The following is a 19,467-nucleotide window of genomic DNA, read 5'->3' on the forward strand; positions in this document are numbered from 1 at the left end:
GCGGCGACCCTAGCCGCGCTCCGGTGGCGGGCTCAGCGGGGCAGGCCGCTGGCGCGCCACGCACCGGGGCCGCTGCGGTGCGTCTGGCGCACCCCGCGGGCCGGATGGTTCCAGACCGGGCGCGGCCGCCGCGGAGGCTCGCCCGTGGCGGAGCCCAGCGCCGAGAAGACCGCGACGAGTGCCGCGACCTCCTCGGGGGTGGCGTCGGGATTCACGACCCTCAGGAGCGGAGCCTGCTCTGCGTCTGCCATCAGAGGGGGATGTTCCCGTGCTTCTTGGGCGGGAGGGTCTCCCGCTTGGTGCGCAGCAGCCGCAGCGACCGGATGACCTCGATGCGGGTCTCGTGCGGCGCGATGACGGCGTCGACGTAGCCGCGCTCGGCCGCGATGTAGGGATTGGCGAGCGTGGTCTCGTACTCGTCGATGAGCTCCGCGCGCCTGGCCTCCACGTCCCCACCGGCCTCCGCGACCTTCTTGAGGGTCTTGCGGTGCAGGATGTTGGCCGCGCCCTGGGCGCCCATCACGGCGATCTGCGCGGTGGGCCAGGCGACGTTGATGTCGGCGCCGAGGTGCTTGGAGCCCATCACGTCGTAGGCGCCGCCGTAGGCCTTGCGGGTGATCACGGTGACCAGCGGGACGGTCGCCTCGGCGTAGGCGTAGATGAGCTTGGCGCCGCGGCGGATGATGCCGTCCCACTCCTGGTCGGTGCCGGGCAAGAAGCCGGGCACGTCGACGAAGGTCAGCACGGGCAGGTTGAAGGCGTCGCAGAACCGCACGAAGCGGGCGGCCTTCTCGCTCGCGTCGATGTCGAGGGTGCCGGCGAACTGCATCGGCTGGTTGGCCACGATGCCGACCGACTGGCCCTCCACGCGGCCGAAGCCGACGATGATGTTGGGTGCGAACAGCTCCTGGACCTCGAGGAAGTCCTCGTCGTCCACGACGGCGGTGATCACGTCGTGCATGTCGTAGGGCTGGTTCGCGCCGTCGGGGATGATCGCGTCCAGCGACCGGTCGAGGTCCGTGAACTCCATGTCCGGCTGCTCGTCGTACTCGGGCGCCGGATCGAGGTTGTTCTGCGGGAGGAACGACAGCATCGCCTTGACGTACTCGATGGCGTCCTCCTCATCAGTGGCCATGTAGTGGGCGTTGCCGGACTTCGTGTTGTGCGTGCGCGCGCCGCCGAGGTCCTCCATCGTGACGTCCTCGCCGGTGACGGTCTTGATGACGTCGGGTCCGGTGATGAACATCGCCGAGGTCTGGTCGACCATCACGGTGAAGTCGGTGACGGCGGGGGAGTAGACGTGGCCGCCGGCGCAGTTGCCCATGATCAGGCTGATCTGCGGGATCACGCCGGAGGCGTGCACGTTGCGGCGGAAGATCTCGCCGTAGAGGCCGAGGGAGACCACGCCCTCCTGGATGCGGGCGCCGGCACCCTCGTTGATGCCGATGATCGGGCAGCCGGTCTTGATCGCCAGGTCCATGACCTTGGTGATCTTCTCGCCGTAGACCTCGCCCAGCGAGCCGCCGAAGACGGTGAAGTCCTGGCTGAAGACGCACACCATCCGGCCGTTGACCTCGCCGTAGCCGGTGACGACGCCGTCGCCGTACGGGCGGGTCTTCTCCAGCCCGAACGCGGTCGAGCGGTGCCGGGCGAGCTCGTCGAGCTCGACGAAGGTGCCCTCGTCGAAGAGCATCTCGATGCGCTCGCGGGCGGTGCGACGGCCCTTGGCGTGCTGCTTCTCGACCGCCTTGTCCGACCCGGCGTGCACGGCCTCGTCGAGGCGCCGCTCGAGGTCGGCGAGCTTGCCCGCGGTCGTGTGGACGTCGATGTCCATCTCCTGCGGGGGGACGTCGGTGCCTTCACCCGGCTGTGCGCTCACGCGGTGGCCTCCTGTTGGGCTGGGTCGCTCGCCAGGGGTGTCGTGCCCCGGGCCCGGTCACTGGGGCAATCTAGACCCCATGACCTCCAGCCCGGCACCGCGCCCACCCCTCGACCCCGTCCGGCTGGTGACGCCCGCCGGCTGGCGTGTCGAGCTGGTGGAGGCGGCCCCCTCGACCAACGCCGCTCTCGCCGAGCGGGCCCGCGCAGGCGAGCAGCCCGGCCTGGTCCTGGTCACCGAGCACCAGACGGCCGGGCGCGGCCGGCTCGACCGGGCGTGGGAGACGCCTGCCCGGTCGTCGCTGACGTTCTCGGTGCTGCTGCGACCCCACGCGCCCGCGACCTCCTGGTCGTGGCTGCCGCTCCTCACTGGGTACGCCGTGCAGGCCGCGCTGGCCGACCGGCTGCCCGACATCGCGCTGAAGTGGCCCAACGACGTGCTCGTCGACGACGGCTCCGGCGCGGGGCGCAAGGTCTGCGGGATCCTCGTCGAGCGGGTGGAGGCGGCGGACGGCCCGATGGTGGTCGTCGGGGTCGGCATCAACGTCGACCAGACACTCGAGGAGCTCCCCGTCGCGACGGCCACGTCGATCTCGCTGGAGACCGGTGAGCCCGTGGAGCGCACCGGCCTGCTGAGCCAGGTGCTCGGCTCCCTCCACGGCCTGCAGGGCCTGCTCGACGACGTCGGCGCGCTCCGCCGGGCGTACGCCGACGTGTGCGTCACCCTCGGCCGTACCGTCGACGTGCACCTGCCCGGCGGGGCCGTACGCCGCGGCGAGGCGCTCGACATCGACGCCACTGGTGCGCTGGTGGTCGCGACCGACGACGGCGCGTTGACCGTGGCCGCCGGCGACGTGGTGCACGTACGCTCCGCCTGATCGTCGCTGCGCGACCTGCCTAGAAGTCGGGTGCACCGGGTGACATGATCCTCGCGTGGCCTACCCGAGCAACCTCCTGAACCCCGGAGAACACGTCGTCGTCTCGACCCGGACGCACGTCAAGGCGCTGATCCTCCCGGGCCTCGCGGTGCTCGTGGCGCTGGCCGTGGCCCTCGTCGTCACCGGCCTCGTCGGGAGCGGCGTCGTGCGCCTCGTCGTGTGGGTGCTCTTCCTCGCGGTGCTCGTGTGGTTCCTCGTCGGACCGTTCCTGCGGTGGGCGACGACGACCTACACGTTCACCAACCGCCGCTTCATCAAGCGCTCCGGCTTCATCGCCAAGGAGGGCCGCACCATCCCCCTCAACCGGATCAGCGGCGTGGACTTCGAGATCGGCGTCATCGACCGGGTCTTCGGCTGCGGCACGCTGGTCGTCTCGGACGCCAGCACCGACGGCAGCGTCGAGCTCTACGACATCCCCGACGTCGAGAAGGTCCAGCTCCAGGTCTCCGACGAGCTCCACCGCCTCGCCGGCGGTGACCGCCGCGACGATGGCGCCTGACCGCAAGCGCCGAGGCGAGCAGCCCGACCCCGGGGCCGAGGGCGCGCCGGGCGAGCAGCTCGACCACGCGATCCTGCGCAGCACGCCGCAGTTCAACGCGCTCGAGGTGGCCGCCGAGACCGGCGTGACGATCGAGCAGACGCGCCGCCTGTGGCGGGCGCTGGGCTTCCCGGAGTTCAGCGGCGAGAAGGCCTACACCGCCGCCGACGTCGAGGCCGTCGGGACCGTGATGGGCTTCGTCGACTCGGGCGCGGTCGACTTCGACACGGCGGTCAACCTCACCCGGGGCGTCGGCCAGACCATGGCCCGGCTCGCCGACTGGGAGGTCTCCACGCTGGTCAGCCGGGTGGAGGAGATGGAGGCCGGCGAGGAGGCCACCGGATCGCGCATCGGGTCGGCGAGGCGTCTCATCGACGAGGTCAACCCGCCCTTCGAGCAGCTCCTCGTCTACGCCTGGCGGCGCCACCTCGCCGCCGCGGTCGGCCGGGTCGAGGCGATGGGCGCCAAGGACGAGGACCTCCACACCATCGACGTGACCGTCGGCTTCGCCGACCTCGTCTCCTTCACCGCGCTGTCCAACACCCTCGACCGCGACGAGATCGGCGACCTCGTCGAGGTGTTCGAGAGCCGCTGCCAGGACGTGGTGGCCCGCTACGGCGGACGCATCATCAAGAGCCTCGGTGACTCGGTCCTCTTCGTCACCAACACCGCGGAGGAGGCGGTCGGGGTCGCCGAGGGGATCATCAACGTGATCGGCCGCGACGCCAAGATGCCCGACGTGCGCCTCGGCCTGGCCAGCGGACCGGTCATCCAGCGCCTCGGCGACATCTTCGGCCCGCCGGTCAACATGGCCGCCCGTCTCACCCAGGTCGCACGACGCAACCGGCTGATCGTCGACCAGAACACCGCCGACCTGCTGCCCGCGGACGAGTGGGAGGACCGTCGGCTGCCCGCACGTCCCGTCCGGGGCTTCGGTCTGGTCGAGCCCGTGGCGGTACGCCGACGCTGACCGTCCGGCGCGGGTGAGGTGGACCAGACCAGTCGGCCATTTTTCCTCCATAAGGACCCCCCGGGCGTCCTGCTCTCCTTACGTTCAGCCCGTGTTGGCTGTGCAAGACGTGCGACTGGACCCCGGCTCCCGACGGGTGTGGCGTGGCGAGACCGAGATCAGGCTCTCCCGCAAGGAGTTCCAGCTGCTGCATGCCCTGATGGTCCGACCCGGCGACATCGTCACGCGCGGCGAGCTGATGGCCGACGTCTGGCAGACCTCCTTCTACACCAACTCGAAGACCATCGACGTCCACCTGGGCTGGCTGCGCCGCAAGCTCGGTGACGACCCGCGCAGCCCCACCCTGATCACCACGCACCGCGGACGCGGCCTGCGTTTCGAGGCGTCGGCGGACACCGTAGCCAGCTGACGTGGGGCCTTCTATAGGCTCGCGTCGTGTCCTCGACCGGTTCGCACCGCGCTCCCACGCTCGCCGTCGTCGGGGGAGGCCAGCTGGCCCGGATGATGGCCCAGCCCGCGATCGCGCTCGGCCTCCCGCTGCGCCTGCTCGCCGAGGCCCCGGGCGTCTCCGCCGCCCAGGTGATCCCCGACCAGCTCGTCGGCGACTACACCGACCTGCCGACCCTGCGCCGGGTCACCGACGGCGCCGCGGTGGTCACCTTCGACCACGAGCACGTCCCGACCGACCACCTGCACGCGCTCGAGGCGGACGGCGTCGCCGTACGTCCCGGTCCTGACGCGCTGGTCCATGCCCAGGACAAGGCGGTGATGCGCCGCCGTCTCGCCGGGCTCGACGTGCCGTGCCCCCGCAACGCCGTGGTCACCTCGACCGCCGACGTCGAGGCCTTCGGCCTGCCGTGCGTCCTCAAGACCACGCGGGGCGGCTACGACGGGAAGGGCGTCTGGGTGGTCCGCGCGCTCGGCGAGGCGCAGGTGGCCTTCGACACCGCCGCGGCCGCCGGCGTCGAGGTGCTGGCCGAGGAGCTCGTCGACTTCCGGCGGGAGCTCTCCGCGCTCGTCGCGCGGGCGCCCAGCGGCCAGGCCGCGGCGTACCCGGTCGTCGCCTCGACCCAGCTCGACGGCATCTGCCACGAGGTCATCGCCCCGGCGCCCGACCTCTCGCCCGCACTCGCCGGTCAGGCGCAGGAGATCGCCCTGCGGATCGCCGGTGCGCTCGACGTCACGGGCATCCTCGCCGTCGAGCTCTTCGAGACGACCGACGGCCGGATCCTGGTCAACGAGCTGGCCATGCGTCCCCACAACACCGGCCACTGGTCCCAGGACGGCGCCGTGACGTCCCAGTTCGAGAACCACCTGCGCGCCGTCATGGACCTCCCGCTGGGGTCGCCGGCCCCGCGGAGTCGCTGGACCGTGATGGTCAACATCCTCGGGGGACCCACCGACACCGGTCACCTCTACGACGGCCTGCCGCACGCGATGGCGCGCGACCCGCACCTGCGGGTGCACTTCTACGGCAAGGACCTCCGCCCGGGTCGGAAGGTCGGCCACGTCAACGCCTTCGGTGACGACCTCGAGGACTGCCTCGAGCGCGCCCGGCACGCGGCGGCGTGGTTCCGCGGGGACCTGGGCGACGAGAGCGAATGACGAGCCGAGCGACGACAGGGTGAGGACCGGATGAGCGAGACGCAGGGACAGCAGGCGACCGTGAAGGTCGGCATCGTGATGGGCTCCGACTCCGACTGGCCCGTGATGCAGGCCGCCGGAGAGATCCTCACCGAGCTCGGTGTCGGGTGGGAGGCCGACGTCGTCTCCGCCCACCGGATGCCGACCGAGATGATCGAGTGGGGCCGCCGGGCCCACACGCGGGGCCTGTCGGTGGTCGTCGCCGGCGCCGGGGGAGCCGCCCACCTGCCCGGCATGCTCGCGTCGGTGACGCCGCTGCCCGTGATCGGCGTCCCGGTGCCGCTGAAGTACCTCGACGGGATGGACTCCCTGCTGTCGATCGTGCAGATGCCCGGCGGCATCCCGGTCGCCACCGTCGCCATCGGCAACGCCAAGAACGCCGGCATCCTCGCGGCGCGGATCCTCGCCACCAGTGACCCCGCGCTCCAGCAGCGGCTCGTCGACTACCAGGCGGAGCTCGCCGAGGCCGCGCACGCCAAGGGCGAGGTCGTACGCCGGGCGTCCGCGGGCGACACTCGGCGGGTCGGCTTCTAGCCCCGGCCCCCGCCCTAGCGGTCCCGGTCGCGCACGCGGCCGCGGAGGGCCTTGGTCGAGGCCCGCTCCTTCTTCGCCTTCAGCCGCCGCTCCTTCGACCCGCGCGAGGGCCGCGTCGGCCGGCGCGGCGGGGGAGGAGGAGCCAGTGCCGTGCGCAGCAGGTCGGCGAGCCGCTCGCGGGCTGCCACGCGGTTGCGGTGCTGCGAGCGGTGCTCGGAGGCAGCGACCGTGACCCGACCCTCGGGCCATCGGCGCAGCGCCCGGGCACGCTGGGTGTCGGTGAGCGCGCCCGAGGCGCCGACGTCGTACTCGAGCTCCACGCGCGAGTCGGTGGTGTTCACCGACTGACCGCCCGGGCCGGGTGACCTGGAGAACCTCTCGACCAGCTCTGCCGACGGCACCACCAGGCCGTCGGGCAGGCCGGGCCCGGCCGGGACGTGGAGGTCTCGCACGCCTCCATTGTGGACCTCTAGGGTTCCTCGCATGACCACACGCTGGGCAATCGCCGCGACGGGCGGGATGGCGGCCGCCTTCGCCGCCGACCTGGCCCACCTGCCGGACGCCGAGGTCGCCTTCGTCGGCAGCCGGTCGACGGAGTCTGCCCGCGACTTCGCCGGTCGCCTCGGCGGCGAGGACTGCGGGTCCGGGACCTATGCCGACCTCGTCGAGGCGGGGCGCCGGGGAGAGGTCGACGTCGTCTACGTCGCCACGCCCCACCCGCAGCACCACGCGCTCGCCCTCGCCGCGATCGGGGCCGGGACGCCGCTGCTGGTCGAGAAGGCCTTCACCGCGACCCTCGCCGGCGCCGAGGAGGTGGTCGCCGCATCCCGTGACGCCGGGGTGTTCTGCATGGAAGCGATGTGGACCCGCTTCCAGCCCGCCGTCGCGCGCGCCCGGGCCCTGGTCGACGCCGGCGAGATCGGCGAGCTGCTCCTCGTCCAGGCCGACTTCGGCGCGCACCGCGACTACGACCCGGGCAGCCGGCTCTTCGACCTCGCGCTCGGCGGTGGGTCGGTGCTCGACCTCGGCGTCTACACCGTCTCGCTCGCGCAGGACCTCCTCGGGCGTCCCGACCGGATCACCGCGACCGGCACGACCTACCCCAACGGCGCCGACCGCTCGGCGGCGATCCAGCTCGCGTACGCCGACGGCCGGGCCGCGTCGCTGACCTGCGCCCTCGCCAGCCAGACGCCCGGCCGCGCGATCCTGGTGGGCACCGAGGGATCGCTCGAGCTCGTGCCGCCCTTCTACCACCCCACCCGGCTCGTCCTGCGCCGCAACGGCGAGGAGCCGCAGGAGCTCGAGCTGCAGCCCACCGGGCGTGGCTACGCCCACCAGGCCGAGGAGGTCCAGCGCTGCCTCGCCGCCGGGCTCACCGAGAGCGCGGTGATGCCTCTGTCCGACACCCTCGACGTGATGTGGGTGCTGGAGGAGGCGCTCGGCCAGCTCGGCATCGCCATGGCCGAGGCCCCGCTCGGGCTGTAGCCCGCGGTGGACCCGGCCGCAGCTGAACCCGGGGGACGCCGCATCCGTTCCTCAGGGGAGGAACCCAACGGACGGAGAAGGACATGGGCATGCGGATCCTGGCGGCGGTGGCCGTCGTGGTGTCGGCGGTGGTGCACCTCTACCTGTGGTTCGACGGCGTGCGGGACCAGGGCACCGTCGGCCAGCTCTTCGTGGTCAACGTGGTCGCGGGGGCGGCGATCGCGGTGCTGCTGTTCACCTGGCACGGCTGGGTGCCGCCGTTCCTGACGGTCGGCTTCGGCGCGTCGACGCTCGCCGCGTTCCTCGTCTCCACGACCGTGGGACTCTTCGGCATCGAGGCGAGCTGGAGCTGGTACGCCTGGCTCGCGGCGATCTCCGAGGTCGTGGCGATGGTCGCCGGCGCGGTGCTGCTGCTGCCGTGGATCTCGGGGTGGCGCTCAGGCCGAGGACGTCAGCACGACGCGCCCGTCGGTGGTGCGCACCTCCACTGAGGCGATGTCCTCCTGGCTCGTCGCCGTCCCCGCCTCGAGCCGCATCGTGCGCCCGCCGGCAGAGCGCCACGTGCCGACCTGCTCCGTCCCGCCGTCTCGGGTGCGCACCACCAGCAGGTAGGTCACCTCGGTCGGTAGCTCGTACTCCACGGTCGTGGGGTCGTAGGTGCACAGCAGCCCGATCCGGGTGCCCCACGTGACATCCTCGAGCGTCAGGCTCGCGCGCACCGGCACGTCGCCGCCCACCGGCGCCATGGCCGTGCCGGGGCCCGGCGTGGGTGCCGCCGACGGCGCCGCCGGATCGTCCCGCACGGCGTCCACCGCCACGGCACCGACGCCGACGACCAGGGCCGCGACGGCCGCCGCGAGCAGCGCGGCCACGGTGGCGCGGCGCCGCTGCTCGCGGCGCACCCGGGCGGCGAGGGCGGGCAGCAGCGTGGCCGGCACCCCGGGCGGAGGCACCTCCTCCAGCACCTCGGCACCGACTCGGCCCAGCAGGCCGGGCAGGCCGGCGAGCTGCCGAACCCGTGCCGTGCAGGCGTCGCAGCCGGTGAGGTGCCGCTCGAAGGCCAGGCGCTCGGCCGCGGAGAGGGCGCCCAGCACGTAGGCGCCGTCCGCGTGCTCGAAGTCGCAGCCCGTCGTGGTGCTCACGCGGTCACCCCCATCTCCTCCAGCGCCAGGCGGAGGGCGCGCAGGGCGTAGTGGGTGCGGGACTTGACGGTCCCCTCCGGCACTCCGAGCCGGCGGGCGGCCTCGGCCACCGGGCGGCCCCGGTAGTAGCACTCGAGCAGCACGCCCCGGTGCTCGGCGGAGAGGCGGGTGAGCGCCTCCGCGACGACCCACGACAGCAGCAGCTCGTCGCTGCGGTCGGGCTCGCCGCCCTCCTCGGGGACCTCGGCGACCGGGACCTCGGGGTGGGCCCGGCGCGAGCGCCACTCGTCGATGACCAGGTTGCGGGCGACGGTGTGCAGCCACGACCTGACCGCCGGCGGGCTGCTCTCCAGGATGGCGCGGTGCCGCCACGCCCGCAGCAGCGTCTCCTGCACGACGTCCTCGGCGCGGGCCCGGTCGTGGTTGGTCAGCCGCAGGCAGAAGCGCCAGAGCTCGGCGGCGTGCTCGTCGTGCAGGCGCTGCATCAGCGTCACAGGCTCGTCGACCACGTCGCCCTCCTCGTCCTCGCACGTCCCCCCAGAAGGGAACGTGCCCGGTCGGTCACCGGTTCACGTCCGCGTGACCAGTGTCCTCCGCGCCGCCGTCGTACGCCGCCAGGAACTGGTCCCGGAAGGCGTCCATCCGCCAGACCGGGGCGTCGTCGGCGGGGCGCAGCCCGTCCTGCCAGCCCCAGGCCTCGATCCGCTCGAGCACCGCGGGATCCCGGGACAGCACTGTCACCGGGACGTCGTGGCCCGCGTCGGCCCCGGACACGACGGTGGCCGGCTGGTGGTCGCCGAGCGCCACCACGACGAGGTCGTCGTCGCCATGTCGGGCGACGAAGTCGAGCAGCGCCGTCAGCGAGTACTCCACCGCCTCGCCGTACGCCGCCCGCACCCGCTGCGGCGACGTCCAGATCTCCGGCTCGGACGGCAGCTGCTCGGGCATCCCGTCGAACACGCTGCCGTCACCCACCAGGGCGGGGTCGACCATCCGAGGGGTGCGTGACCAGGGTGCATGGCTGCTGATGAGGTCGATCTCCGCCATCACCGGTCGGCGCTCTCGCGCGGCGAGCTCGTGGCGCCAGAACGCCTCGAGGGTGAACTGGTCGGGCATCGTCGGGTAGCCGAAGCGCGGGCCGCGATAGCCCACGTTTCGGGAGTCGTAGAGGTGGTCGAAGCCGTAGAAGGCACCCTGGGGCCAGTCCTCGGTGTTGGCCGGGACGCTGGCGACGGTGCGCCACCCGGCGCGGCCGAAGAGCCGGGTCAGTGACATGCGCGGGCTGTCCACGAGTGCGTCGTAGCGCGCCTGGCTGTCCACCCAGAGCCCGGTCTGCAGCGAGGCGTGCGCCAGCCACGACAGCGCCCCGAACGTCGGCGAGGTCAGCCAGGCGCTGCGTCCGGCGAACCCGGCCTCCGCGAGCCGGGCCGTGCCGTCCTCCAGCACTGCGTCCACACCCGGGGCGAGCGCCGGGTCCGTCAGCGCCACGCGTCCGTAGCTCTCGACGAAGACGACGAGCACGTCCTTGCCGCGCAGTCCTGCCAGCAGCCGGTCGGCCGGGATGTCAGCGACCGGGTCGTCGTGGGTCATCCGCTCGAAGGCGGCGCGTGCCCGCAGCTCGCCGGGGACGCGTGCCACCTGGTGCCAGGCGTACGACGCGGTGCCGGCGCCGACGACGGCCGGTGCGCTGCCACCGGCGGCAGCGGTCAGCACCGTGACGAGCCACAGGCTGACGGCGGCCGCGAGGCCCCGGCGGGCCGCCGGGCGGCGGGCGTCGAGGACCCGGGTGAGCCGCTGTACGGCCAGCGGCAGCCCGACGAGCAGCGCGACGACGGCGGTCGCCAGGGCGGCGAGCAGCACCGGAGCGAGGAGCTCACTGGTGGAGTCGTGCACCAGCGCGACCAGCTCGTCGACGTAGGCCCAGTCCACGAGGGGGTCGAACGGCCGGTTGAGGACGGCGCGGAACCCGAGGTCGAGCGCCTTGAGCAGCGCCAGGACCGCCAGGAGTACGCCCGCGCCCGCCGTCACCACCTGCCGGGCGCGGGTCAGGCGCTGCGGGACGAGGAGGACGACCGCGACGTAGGCGACCGCCTCCAGGGGGAGCTGCCACGACCAGGCCCCCGCTCGCTCCCACACGTGCGGCGCGACCAGGGCGGCGCTGACGGCGAGCAGGGCGACGGCCGTGCCGGCGAGGCGACGGGGTCGCGGGGGAACCGCATCGCGGTGGCGCCACAGCCACCGGATCTCGGTCGCGAAGGACTCCGCCAGCAGCGCGAGCGCGAGCAGCAGGACCACCGCGGTCGGCGTGGGCGGGAGCAGGCCGGAACCGGCGACCACGAGCACGACGCCCTGCACCGCGGCCACGACCCTGGCCCAGTGACGCGCGCGCGCGGTGGCACCCAGCCACGGCCAGGCCCAGGAGGCGGCGAGCTTCAGGTAGCGCGCGAGCCCGATCAGCAGCACCCATGCCCCCGCCGTGGCGGACACGTGCCAGCTCAGCAGCAGCACGAGGAGCGCGTCGACCTCCATGTCGAAGCGCCCGCCGAGGTCCGACGCGGTGCCGCTGCGGCGCGCCACCCGGCCGTCCACCCAGTCCAGGGCGAGCGCCACCACCGCCACGGGCACCAGCACCGCCGGGTCGGCCCGCGCCACCACCAGCGCGGCCACACCCCCCACCAGGTTGCTGCGGGCGAGGGTGACGACGTCGGCCGGCCCCACCCCGCGACCGGCTCGCGCCAGCCCGAGGCCGAGCAGGACCGCCACGCCCACCCCGACCGTGAGACCGGCCAGCCATGCCGCCCTCGTGAGCCCGGCGGCGAGGTCCAGCCCGGCGAGCACCGCCACCTGTGTCGCGAGCCCCGTCGCAGGACCGGTCTGAACCGACAGCGGGGTTGCTCCGTTACCAAGGAGAGCAGGAGGCCGCATGACCACAGGAACGACGTCCCGGGCCACGAGGTTCACCCAGGGTGCGGTGACCGCGCGCGCCTTCTGGTCCTCGGGCCGCGGCACGGGCGAGCTCCGCGCGGTCGCGCTGCGAGAGCCCGGCCCGGACGAGGTCCACGTGCGCACGCTGGTGTCGGCGGTCAGCCGTGGCACCGAGTCGCTGGTGTGGGACGGCCGCGTGCCCGCCCTCTCCCACTCGGTGATGCGGGCGCCCTTCCAGGAGGGCGACTTCCCGGGTCCGGTGAAGTACGGCTACCTCAGCGTGGGGACGGTCGAGCGAGGTCCCGACGCACTGGTCGGGCGGACGGTGTTCTGCCTGCACCCGCACCAGACGTCCTACGTCGTCCCCGCGGGGGCCGTGACGGTCGTGCCCGACGGCGTACCTCCCCGTCGCGCCGTGCTCACCGGCCTCGTCGAGACGGCCGTGAACGCCCTCTGGGACGTGCCACCGCTCGTGGGGGACCGGGTCGCGGTGGTCGGCGCGGGTGCCCTCGGGTGCTGCGTGGCGCGGCTGGTCGCCGCGGTGCCAGGGACGAGCGTGACGCTCGTCGACGTGGATCCCGAGCGCGCGGCGGTGGCCGCGCGGCTGGGCGTCGGCTTCGCCCGCCCTGCCGACGCACCCACGGGCCTCGACCTCGTGGTCCACACCAGCGCGACGGCGGACGGTCTGCGCAGGGGCCTGCAGCTCCTGCGCCGCGAGGGCACGGTGGTCGAGCTGAGCTGGTACGGCGACAGCGAGACGCCCGTCGCCCTGGGCGACGTCTTCCACTCCGAGCGCCTCACGCTGCGCGGCAGCCAGGTCGGGTCCGTCTCGCCCGCCCGGAGCCACTCGCGCACGCACGCCGACCGGCTGGCGCTGGCGGCCGGCCTGCTGCGCGACGACGTGTTCGACGCGCTGCTGACGAGCACCTCGACCTTCGACGAGCTCCCCGAGGTGCTGCCGCGCCTGGCGTCGGGGCAGCTGCGCACGCTGACCCACCTCGTGACCTACCCCCCGGACAGTGGAGGAGAACCGTGTACGCCGTGACCGTCCGCGACCACGTGATGGTCGCCCACAGCCTGACCGGAGAGGTGTTCGGGCCGGCCCAGGCACTGCACGGCGCCACCTTCACCGTCGACGCCGGCTTCCGGGGCGAGCGGCTCGACGAGCACGGGATCCTCGTCGACATCGGCTGTGTGACCGAGGTGCTGAGCACGGTGCTCGACCCGCTCCGCTACCGCAACCTCGACGAGGTGCCGGAGCTCGCCGGTCGCAACACGACCACCGAGGTGCTGGCGGGCTGGATCGCGGGCCGGCTGGTCGACGAGATCCGCTCGGGGACCCTGGTCGGGGCGCGGGGCCACGTGAGCACCGTCTCCGTGACGCTGCACGAGTCGCACGTGGCGTGGGCCGGCTGCGAGCTCCCGGTCGCGGGGGAGGACTGATGGGGCCGCGGCTCGTGGCAGTGCTCCCGGGCGACGTCGACGACCCTGCCCGGACGAGCGGGGGCAACACCTACGACCGCCGGCTGGTGACCGAGCTCCACCGGCGCGGCTGGCAGGTCTCGTGGCAGCCAGTGGCCGGTGGATGGCCCGACGGGGACACCGTCGCGCTCACGGCCCTCGCCGACGTGCTGCACACCTCGCCACCCGAGGCGACGTTGCTGCTCGACGGACTGCTGGCCAGCGGGGCGCCCGACGTCGTGGTCCCGGCCGCCGGGCACCGGCGGGTCGTGGTGCTGGTCCACCAGCCCCTCGGCGTCGGGGACCCGGCGGCGTACGCACGGGAGGGCCCGGTGCTGCGAGCCGCCGACGCGGTGGTGGCGACCAGCCGGTGGAGCGCCGCCTGGCTCGTCGCGGCCTACGGCCTGGCCCCGGGCCGGGTCCACGTGGCGAGCCCCGGGGCCGACCCCGCTCCCGTCGCGGCCGGCAGCCCGCCCGGCAACCACCTGTTGTGCGTGGCGTCGGTGGTGCCGGGGAAGGGCCACGACGTCCTCGTCGACGCGCTGGCCGACGCCGCCGACCTGGACTGGACGTGCGACCTGGCGGGCTCGCTCGCGAGGGCCCCGGGCTTCGTCGCCGACGTGGGCCGCCGGATCACCCGGGCGGGCCTGTCCGCCCGGGTGGAGCTGAGGGGGCCGGTGACCGAGGAGGCGCTCGCGGCTGCCTACGACGCGGCAGACCTGCTCGTCCTGCCCACGAGGGCGGAGACCTGGGGAATGGTCGTGACGGAGGCCCTCGCCCGCGGCATCCCGGTCGTGGCCTCGGAGGTCGGGGGCGTGCCGGAGGCGCTCGGCATCGCTCCGGGAGGGGGTCGTCCCGGGATGCTCGTGCCGACCGGCGACCCGGTGGCCCTTGCTGCGGCGCTGCGGCGCTGGCTCACCGATCCGGGCTTGCGCGAGCACGCCCGCGACGCCGCCCTGCTGCGGCGGGCCGAGCTGCCCGGCTGGGACGTGACGGCCGACGCCGTCACGGCCGTCCTCCAGGGGGCCGCCGCATGAGGAGCCTCCTGTCGCGCCCTGCGGTCCGCGTCGCCGCCGCGGCCGCCGTGCTGGGTGTCGTCCTCCTCCAGGTCGGTCACGGGCCGTTCGTCGCTGGCGTGCGTTCGCTCGATGCGTCGACGTTGCTGCTCGGTGCGCTCCTCGCCGTCCCGGCGACCCTCGCCAGCGCCTGGCGCTGGCGCGTGGTCGCGGCCGCCTTGGACGCACCGGTCGACACCGGCCGGGCCGTCGCCGCCTGCTACTCCGCCCAGCTCCTCAACGCCACCCTGCCGACCGGTGTGGCCGGCGACGTCCACCGGGGGCTCGCCCACGCTCCCGAAGGGCGACGGCTCACCGGGCTGCGGACGGTCGCGTGGGAGCGCGCGGCGGGACAGGTCGTCCAGGTAGCGGTCCTCGTCACCCTGCTGGTGCTGCTGCCGTCGCCCCTGCGACCGGCGGTCGGCTGGTTCCTGCTCGTCGCGGTGCTCGCCGCCGGCACGGTCGTGGCGTCCTCCCGGCGCTGGCGGGGCGCGTGGGACGTGCTGCGCGACGACGTACGACGGCTGCGCACCGCACGCGTGCTGTCCACGGTGGTCACCACGTCCCTCCTGGCACAGTCGGCGTACGTCGCCACGGGCGTGCTGGCGGCCCGAGCGGCAGGGGTGACCGCACCGCTGGCGACCCTCGTGCCCCTGGTCCTGGTGGTGCTGGTCGCCATGGCAGTTCCGCTCGGGGTGGCGGGGTGGGGGCCCCGCGAGGGAGCGGCTGCGTGGAGCTTCGCGGCGGCCGGTCTGGGGGCCGGCGCGGGCGTGGCCACCGCAGTGGCGTACGGCGTGATCGCGACCGTGGCCGCGCTCCCCGGGCTGGTCCCGCTGGCGCTCCTCGCCCGTGGCACGGATCGCCGCGCCCTATCCGAGGAGGTCGCCCGTGGGTGAACGACCCTGGACCGTGCTCAGCTGCAGCACGTCCCTCGACGGCTACCTCGACGCCGGGACGGCCGAACGCCTGGTGCTCTCGGGTGAGGAGGACCTGGCCCGGGTCGACGCGGTCCGGGCCTCCTGCGACGCGATCCTGGTGGGAGCCGGGACGGTCCGCGCCGACGACCCACGGCTGCTGGTGCGCGACCCCGCCGCACGCCGTCGCCGGCTCGCCGGCGGCCTCCCGGAGCACCCGGTGAAGGTGACGGTCACCGCGAGCGGCGACCTCGACCCGGGCGGCCGGTTCTTCAGCCACGGCGACGGCACCAAGCTCGTCTACTGCGACACCGGGGTCGTCGACCGCACCCGCGACCGGCTCGGCGGTGCCGCGACGGTGGTCGACGCCGGCAGCCCGTTCGGGCTCCGCGACGTGCTCGGCGACCTCGCCGCCCGTGGCATCGCGCGGCTCATGGTCGAGGGGGGTGGCCGCGTGCTCACCCAGCTCCTCGTCGCCGGCCTGGCCGACGAGCTGCACCTGGTGGTCGCCCCGTTCTTCGTGGGTGACCCCGGGGCCAGCAGGTTCGTCGGTGCGGGCGCGTTCCCGTGGGACGCCGCCCACCGCGCGAGCCTGGTCGAGGCGCGGCCGGTCGGCGACGTCGTGCTGATGCGCTACGACCTCGCCGGCTCGGGATGTCGGCGATGACGGCGACGATCCGCAGCACCCTGGCGCTCCCGGTTCGGCTGGCCGACGGGTTCGAGACGCAGGGACTGGTCGTCGCGTTCGACGGCCTCGCCGACGGCCGCGAGCACGTCGCGGTCGTGCTCGGCGAGCCGGGCGACGTACCTCTCGTGCGGGTGCACAGCGAGTGCCTGACCGGCGACGTCCTCGGCAGCCAACGGTGCGACTGCGGCCCCCAGCTGCACGAGGCCGTCCGCAGGATCTCCCACTGCGGCGGGTACGTGCTCTACCTGCGCCAGGAGGGCCGGGGCATCGGCCTCTACAACAAGCTGGACGCCTACACGCTGCAGGACGCCGGACTGGACACCTACGAGGCCAACCTCGCGCTCGGGTTCGCGCCCGACCAGCGCGACTACGGCGTCGCCGCGCAGATGCTGCTCGCCCTCGGCGTCGACACGATCGCGCTGCTCACCAACAACCCGGACAAGGTCGCCCAGCTCGAGCGAGCCGGCGTGCGCGTGGAGTCGCGGGTTCCGACCGGTGTCCACCGGTCATCGGCCAACCACCGCTACCTCGACGCGAAGGCGTGGAACGGACACCTGCTCGACGGCGAGGGAGCATGAGCCCGGAGGCCCGGAGTCAGCGCCCGCGCCGGCGCCACTCGATGGCCGGGCAGGTGTCCATCACCATCGGCACGCCGGCGGCGGTCGTCCGGGCGAACGCGTCCTCGTCGACGACGCCGAGCTGGAACCACACGCCCTTGGCGCCGATCGCGACCGCCTGGTCGGCGAACTCCCCGGCCGCCTCGGAGCGGCGGAACACGTCGACGACGTCGACGTCGAACGGCACGTCGGCGAGGGTCGCGTAACCCTGCTCGCCGAGCACCGCAGCGGCGCCCGGGTCGGCGAAGACGGGGTGGATCGGGACGATGCGCTTGCCGCGCGACCGGAGCAGGGACGCGATCGAGTACGCCGTCCGGCCGGGGTCGCCGGACAGGCCCACCACGGCCCACGTCCCCAGATCGTCCAGCATGCGCTCGACGGTGCCGGGGTCCTGCCAGTCGTGGCTCGGCGGAGTGGTCATGACCACACCGTAGACGGCTGCACCACAAAGCTTGGACGTCCTAGAATCCGGGGCCATGAGCGAGTTCCCCCTGTACGCCCTGTCCGAGGAGCACCAGGCCGTCCGCGAGGCGGTCCGAGCGGTCGCCGACGCCAAGATCGCGCCGTACGCCGCTGCCGTGGACGAGGAGGCCCGCTACCCGCACGAGGCCGCGCAGGCGCTGCTCGCGTCCGACTTCCACGCCCCGCACGTGCCCGAGGAGTACGGCGGTGCCGGCGCCGACGCGCTCGCCACGGTGCTGGTGATCGAGGAGGTCGCCCGTGCCTGCGTGTCGTCCTCGCTGATCCCGGCGGTCAACAAGCTGGGCTCGCTGCCGGTGCAGATCGCGGGCTCGGAGGAGCTCAAGCAGACCTACCTCACGCGGCTCGCCAAGGGTGAGGGTGGCTTCTCCTACTGCCTCTCCGAGCCCGACGCCGGCTCCGACGCGGGCGGCATGAAGACCCGTGCCGTCCGCGACGGCGACGAGTGGGTGCTCGACGGCGTCAAGCGCTGGATCACCAACGCTGGCGAGTCGGAGTTCTACACCGTCATGGCCGTCACCGACGCCGAGAAGAAGACCCGCGGCGGCATCTCGGCCTTCGTGGTGGAGAAGTCCGACGAGGGGGTCTCCTTCGGCGCCCCGGAGAAGAAGCTCGGCATCAAGGGCAGCCCGACCCGCGAGGTCTACCTCGACAAGGTCCGGATCCCCGCGAGCCGGATGATCGGCGAGGAGGGCACCGGCTTCACCACCGCGATGAAGACCCTCGACCACACCCGCGTCACGATCGCCGCCCAGGCGGTCGGCGTCGCGCAGGGTGCGCTCGACTACGCCCTCGACTACGCCAAGGAGCGCCAGCAGTTCGGCAGGTCGATCGCCGACTTCCAGGGCCTCCAGTTCATGCTCGCCGACATGGGGATGAAGATCGAGGCCGCCCGGCAGATGACGTACGCCGCCGCCGGCCGCTCCGAGCGCGGCGACGACGACCTCACCTTCTTCGGTGCCGCCGCGAAGTGCTTCGCCTCCGACGTCGCCATGGAGGTGACCGTCAACGCCGTGCAGGTGCTCGGCGGCTACGGCTTCACCCGCGACTACCCGGTCGAGCGGATGATGCGAGACGCCAAGATCACCCAGATCTACGAGGGCACCAACCAGGTCCAGCGGATCGTGATGGCACGGCAGCTGCTCGCCGGGGTGCAGTCGCAGCTCTGACCTGCGGTGGTTCCCGTGCTGCGGCATGGCAGAGTCGCATCGGGGTACGGGGCCACTGATGCGTACGCACGAGAGCCTGCTCTTGAAGCCAGCCCAGGGCTGGGTGGTCGCGTGCGTGATGGCCGCCCTGTTCGTGCTGATGGGTGCCTCCAGCGATGACGTCTTCGCCCGCCACGTCGGCGTGTCGGCCTCCGCGGCCGGCACGTCCCACGCTGGCGCATCGGCCGACCTCGACCGTAGGGCTGCTTCCGCAGACGCGCCGCGATCCATCGGCGACGTCCAGCGCTCCGGGTCCGGTCATGACGCTGGCGGCGAAGCCGACGCCGCGCACGTGCTGCACCTGGTCGGTGCCTGCCTGGCCATCTTGGTCGCCGGCGCGCTGTTGCTGCATCGCCGCGGCTGGCGGCCCTCCTCGGTACGTGCGACGGCTGCCCTGTCGCCGCGACTGGTCCAACCTGCCTCCTGGCTCGCCTGCGCACGGCGAGGCCCTCCACGACTCACGCCTCCCCGCTTCTCCCCGGTGATCCGGACCTGATGAGTGCGCCCGCTGCGTCCGCGACCAGTTCGCTGCGCGGCAGACGCACCGCACGTCCCCACCTCATGAGACGGAGAGAACACGATGTCCACCACGACCACCGAGATGATGAAGACCCACCCCACCCAGAGCACCATCGACCGCGACCTGCTCGCAGGGTGCGTCGCAGCGTGCGTGGAGTGCGCACAGGCGTGCACTGCGTGCGCGGACGCGTGCCTGGGCGAGGAGATGGTCGCCGAGCTCACGACGTGCATCCGCACCGACCTGGACTGCGCCGACATCTGCGAGACCACCGGTCGCGTGCTGTCTCGCCAGACCGGCTACAACGCGAGCACTACGCGCGCGGTGCTCCAGGCCTGCGCCCAGGCGTGCGCGTCGTGCGCCGAGGAGTGCGAGCAGCACGCCCAGATGCACGAGCACTGCCGCATCTGCGCCGAGGCGTGCCGTCGCTGCGACGACGCCTGCAACCGCGTCCTGGCTGCCATCGGCTGAGA

The 19,467-nt window shown here is 73.4% G+C and carries 24 protein-coding genes; 17 read left to right on the forward strand and 7 right to left on the reverse strand.

Annotated elements, in window-relative coordinates; translation table 11 throughout:
* Positions 1-32: 32 nt before the first annotated feature.
* Positions 33-251, reverse strand: coding sequence for an acyl-CoA carboxylase subunit epsilon (locus EXE59_RS11790; RefSeq protein ID WP_135839078.1), 219 nt, complete (start codon positions 249-251; stop codon positions 33-35).
* Positions 251-1,834, reverse strand: coding sequence for an acyl-CoA carboxylase subunit beta (locus tag EXE59_RS11795; protein ID WP_135841259.1), 1,584 nt, complete (start codon positions 1,832-1,834; stop codon positions 251-253). Before EXE59_RS11795 ends, EXE59_RS11790 begins: the two co-directional genes overlap by 1 nt.
* Positions 1,835-1,958: 124 nt before the next feature.
* On the opposite strand from EXE59_RS11795, the gene EXE59_RS11800 reads away from it, so the two are divergent.
* From EXE59_RS11800 to purE, 6 genes are all read left to right on the forward strand, one after another.
* Complete coding sequence (locus EXE59_RS11800; protein WP_135839079.1) at positions 1,959-2,756, forward strand: biotin--[acetyl-CoA-carboxylase] ligase; 798 nt, start codon at positions 1,959-1,961, stop codon at positions 2,754-2,756.
* 55 nt (positions 2,757-2,811) lie between these two features.
* Complete coding sequence (locus EXE59_RS11805; protein ID WP_135839080.1) at positions 2,812-3,315, forward strand: PH domain-containing protein; 504 nt, start codon at positions 2,812-2,814, stop codon at positions 3,313-3,315.
* A complete protein-coding gene (locus tag EXE59_RS11810) occupies positions 3,305-4,324 on the forward strand; it encodes an adenylate/guanylate cyclase domain-containing protein (protein WP_135839081.1) in 1,020 nt (339 codons plus the stop codon). Before EXE59_RS11805 ends, EXE59_RS11810 begins: the two co-directional genes overlap by 11 nt.
* Before the next feature lie 91 nt (positions 4,325-4,415).
* Positions 4,416-4,733 (forward strand): winged helix-turn-helix domain-containing protein, encoded by a 318-nt coding sequence (locus EXE59_RS11815; RefSeq protein ID WP_135839082.1) that lies wholly within the window; start codon positions 4,416-4,418, stop codon positions 4,731-4,733.
* Between the two features lie 26 nt (positions 4,734-4,759).
* On the forward strand, positions 4,760-5,929 hold the full coding sequence (locus EXE59_RS11820) for a 5-(carboxyamino)imidazole ribonucleotide synthase (protein WP_135839083.1): 1,170 nt from the start codon (positions 4,760-4,762) through the stop codon (positions 5,927-5,929).
* A gap of 30 nt (positions 5,930-5,959) precedes the next feature.
* A complete protein-coding gene (purE, locus tag EXE59_RS11825; protein ID WP_135839084.1) occupies positions 5,960-6,502 on the forward strand; it encodes a 5-(carboxyamino)imidazole ribonucleotide mutase in 543 nt (180 codons plus the stop codon).
* Positions 6,503-6,516: 14 nt separating this feature from the next.
* Here the strand turns inward: purE and arfB are convergent, their stop codons facing one another.
* Positions 6,517-6,954, reverse strand: coding sequence for an alternative ribosome rescue aminoacyl-tRNA hydrolase ArfB (gene arfB / locus EXE59_RS11830; protein ID WP_168218495.1), 438 nt, complete (start codon positions 6,952-6,954; stop codon positions 6,517-6,519).
* 31 nt (positions 6,955-6,985) lie between these two features.
* Here arfB and EXE59_RS11835 point away from each other — a divergent pair, with 31 nt between their 5' ends.
* Together EXE59_RS11835 and EXE59_RS11840 are read left to right on the forward strand one after the other, a co-directional pair.
* On the forward strand, positions 6,986-7,987 hold the full coding sequence (locus tag EXE59_RS11835) for a Gfo/Idh/MocA family protein (protein WP_135839086.1): 1,002 nt from the start codon (positions 6,986-6,988) through the stop codon (positions 7,985-7,987).
* 89 nt (positions 7,988-8,076) lie between these two features.
* Positions 8,077-8,478, forward strand: coding sequence for a hypothetical protein (locus EXE59_RS11840; RefSeq protein ID WP_210428969.1), 402 nt, complete (start codon positions 8,077-8,079; stop codon positions 8,476-8,478).
* On the opposite strand, the gene EXE59_RS11845 is transcribed toward EXE59_RS11840, so the two are convergent.
* The 3 genes from EXE59_RS11845 to EXE59_RS11855 are packed head-to-tail and all read right to left on the reverse strand — an operon-like array spanning position 8,425 to position 11,967.
* The gene (locus EXE59_RS11845; RefSeq protein ID WP_135839088.1) at positions 8,425-9,129 is read right to left on the reverse strand and encodes an anti-sigma factor family protein; all 705 of its coding nucleotides are present in this window, start codon (positions 9,127-9,129) and stop codon (positions 8,425-8,427) included. The two genes, EXE59_RS11840 and EXE59_RS11845, sit on opposite strands and share 54 nt — an antisense overlap.
* The gene (locus EXE59_RS11850) at positions 9,126-9,638 is read right to left on the reverse strand and encodes a sigma-70 family RNA polymerase sigma factor (RefSeq protein ID WP_425464515.1); all 513 of its coding nucleotides are present in this window, start codon (positions 9,636-9,638) and stop codon (positions 9,126-9,128) included. The genes EXE59_RS11845 and EXE59_RS11850 overlap by 4 nt, the downstream gene beginning before the upstream one ends.
* Before the next feature lie 52 nt (positions 9,639-9,690).
* A complete protein-coding gene (locus EXE59_RS11855; RefSeq protein WP_210428970.1) occupies positions 9,691-11,967 on the reverse strand; it encodes a CDP-alcohol phosphatidyltransferase family protein in 2,277 nt (758 codons plus the stop codon).
* A gap of 85 nt (positions 11,968-12,052) precedes the next feature.
* Between EXE59_RS11855 and EXE59_RS11860 the strand changes: the two genes are divergently transcribed.
* The 6 genes from EXE59_RS11860 to EXE59_RS11885 are packed head-to-tail and all read left to right on the forward strand — an operon-like array spanning position 12,053 to position 16,750.
* Positions 12,053-13,099 (forward strand): zinc-dependent alcohol dehydrogenase, encoded by a 1,047-nt coding sequence (locus EXE59_RS11860; RefSeq protein WP_135839090.1) that lies wholly within the window; start codon positions 12,053-12,055, stop codon positions 13,097-13,099.
* On the forward strand, positions 13,087-13,497 hold the full coding sequence (locus tag EXE59_RS11865) for a 6-pyruvoyl trahydropterin synthase family protein (RefSeq protein ID WP_135839091.1): 411 nt from the start codon (positions 13,087-13,089) through the stop codon (positions 13,495-13,497). The genes EXE59_RS11860 and EXE59_RS11865 overlap by 13 nt, the downstream gene beginning before the upstream one ends.
* Positions 13,497-14,552: a glycosyltransferase family 4 protein gene (locus tag EXE59_RS11870; protein ID WP_135839092.1), complete on the forward strand. Its 1,056-nt coding sequence runs from the start codon at positions 13,497-13,499 to the stop codon at positions 14,550-14,552. The genes EXE59_RS11865 and EXE59_RS11870 overlap by 1 nt, the downstream gene beginning before the upstream one ends.
* Positions 14,549-15,466, forward strand: coding sequence for a lysylphosphatidylglycerol synthase domain-containing protein (locus EXE59_RS11875; RefSeq protein ID WP_135839093.1), 918 nt, complete (start codon positions 14,549-14,551; stop codon positions 15,464-15,466). The genes EXE59_RS11870 and EXE59_RS11875 overlap by 4 nt, the downstream gene beginning before the upstream one ends.
* Positions 15,459-16,151 (forward strand): RibD family protein, encoded by a 693-nt coding sequence (locus tag EXE59_RS11880; RefSeq protein ID WP_135839094.1) that lies wholly within the window; start codon positions 15,459-15,461, stop codon positions 16,149-16,151. Before EXE59_RS11875 ends, EXE59_RS11880 begins: the two co-directional genes overlap by 8 nt.
* Positions 16,148-16,750: a GTP cyclohydrolase II gene (locus EXE59_RS11885; RefSeq protein WP_135839095.1), complete on the forward strand. Its 603-nt coding sequence runs from the start codon at positions 16,148-16,150 to the stop codon at positions 16,748-16,750. The genes EXE59_RS11880 and EXE59_RS11885 overlap by 4 nt, the downstream gene beginning before the upstream one ends.
* A 16-nt stretch (positions 16,751-16,766) precedes the next feature.
* On the opposite strand, the gene EXE59_RS11890 is transcribed toward EXE59_RS11885, so the two are convergent.
* Positions 16,767-17,210: a CoA-binding protein gene (locus tag EXE59_RS11890; protein WP_135839096.1), complete on the reverse strand. Its 444-nt coding sequence runs from the start codon at positions 17,208-17,210 to the stop codon at positions 16,767-16,769.
* 55 nt (positions 17,211-17,265) lie between these two features.
* On the opposite strand from EXE59_RS11890, the gene EXE59_RS11895 reads away from it, so the two are divergent.
* The 3 genes from EXE59_RS11895 to EXE59_RS11905 all read left to right on the forward strand — a co-directional run bounded on the left by EXE59_RS11895 (position 17,266) and on the right by EXE59_RS11905 (position 19,465).
* On the forward strand, positions 17,266-18,438 hold the full coding sequence (locus tag EXE59_RS11895) for an acyl-CoA dehydrogenase family protein (RefSeq protein ID WP_135839097.1): 1,173 nt from the start codon (positions 17,266-17,268) through the stop codon (positions 18,436-18,438).
* Between the two features lie 58 nt (positions 18,439-18,496).
* The gene (locus EXE59_RS11900) at positions 18,497-18,973 is read left to right on the forward strand and encodes a hypothetical protein (RefSeq protein ID WP_135839098.1); all 477 of its coding nucleotides are present in this window, start codon (positions 18,497-18,499) and stop codon (positions 18,971-18,973) included.
* Between the two features lie 84 nt (positions 18,974-19,057).
* Positions 19,058-19,465 carry a four-helix bundle copper-binding protein gene (locus EXE59_RS11905; protein WP_135839099.1) on the forward strand — a complete coding sequence of 136 codons (408 nt, stop codon included), beginning with the start codon at positions 19,058-19,060 and terminating at the stop codon, positions 19,463-19,465.
* The last annotated feature ends 2 nt before the right edge of the window (positions 19,466-19,467 follow it).

The sequence above is a fragment of the Nocardioides eburneiflavus genome (assembly GCF_004785795.1).
GTDB lineage: Bacteria > Actinomycetota > Actinomycetes > Propionibacteriales > Nocardioidaceae > Nocardioides > Nocardioides eburneiflavus.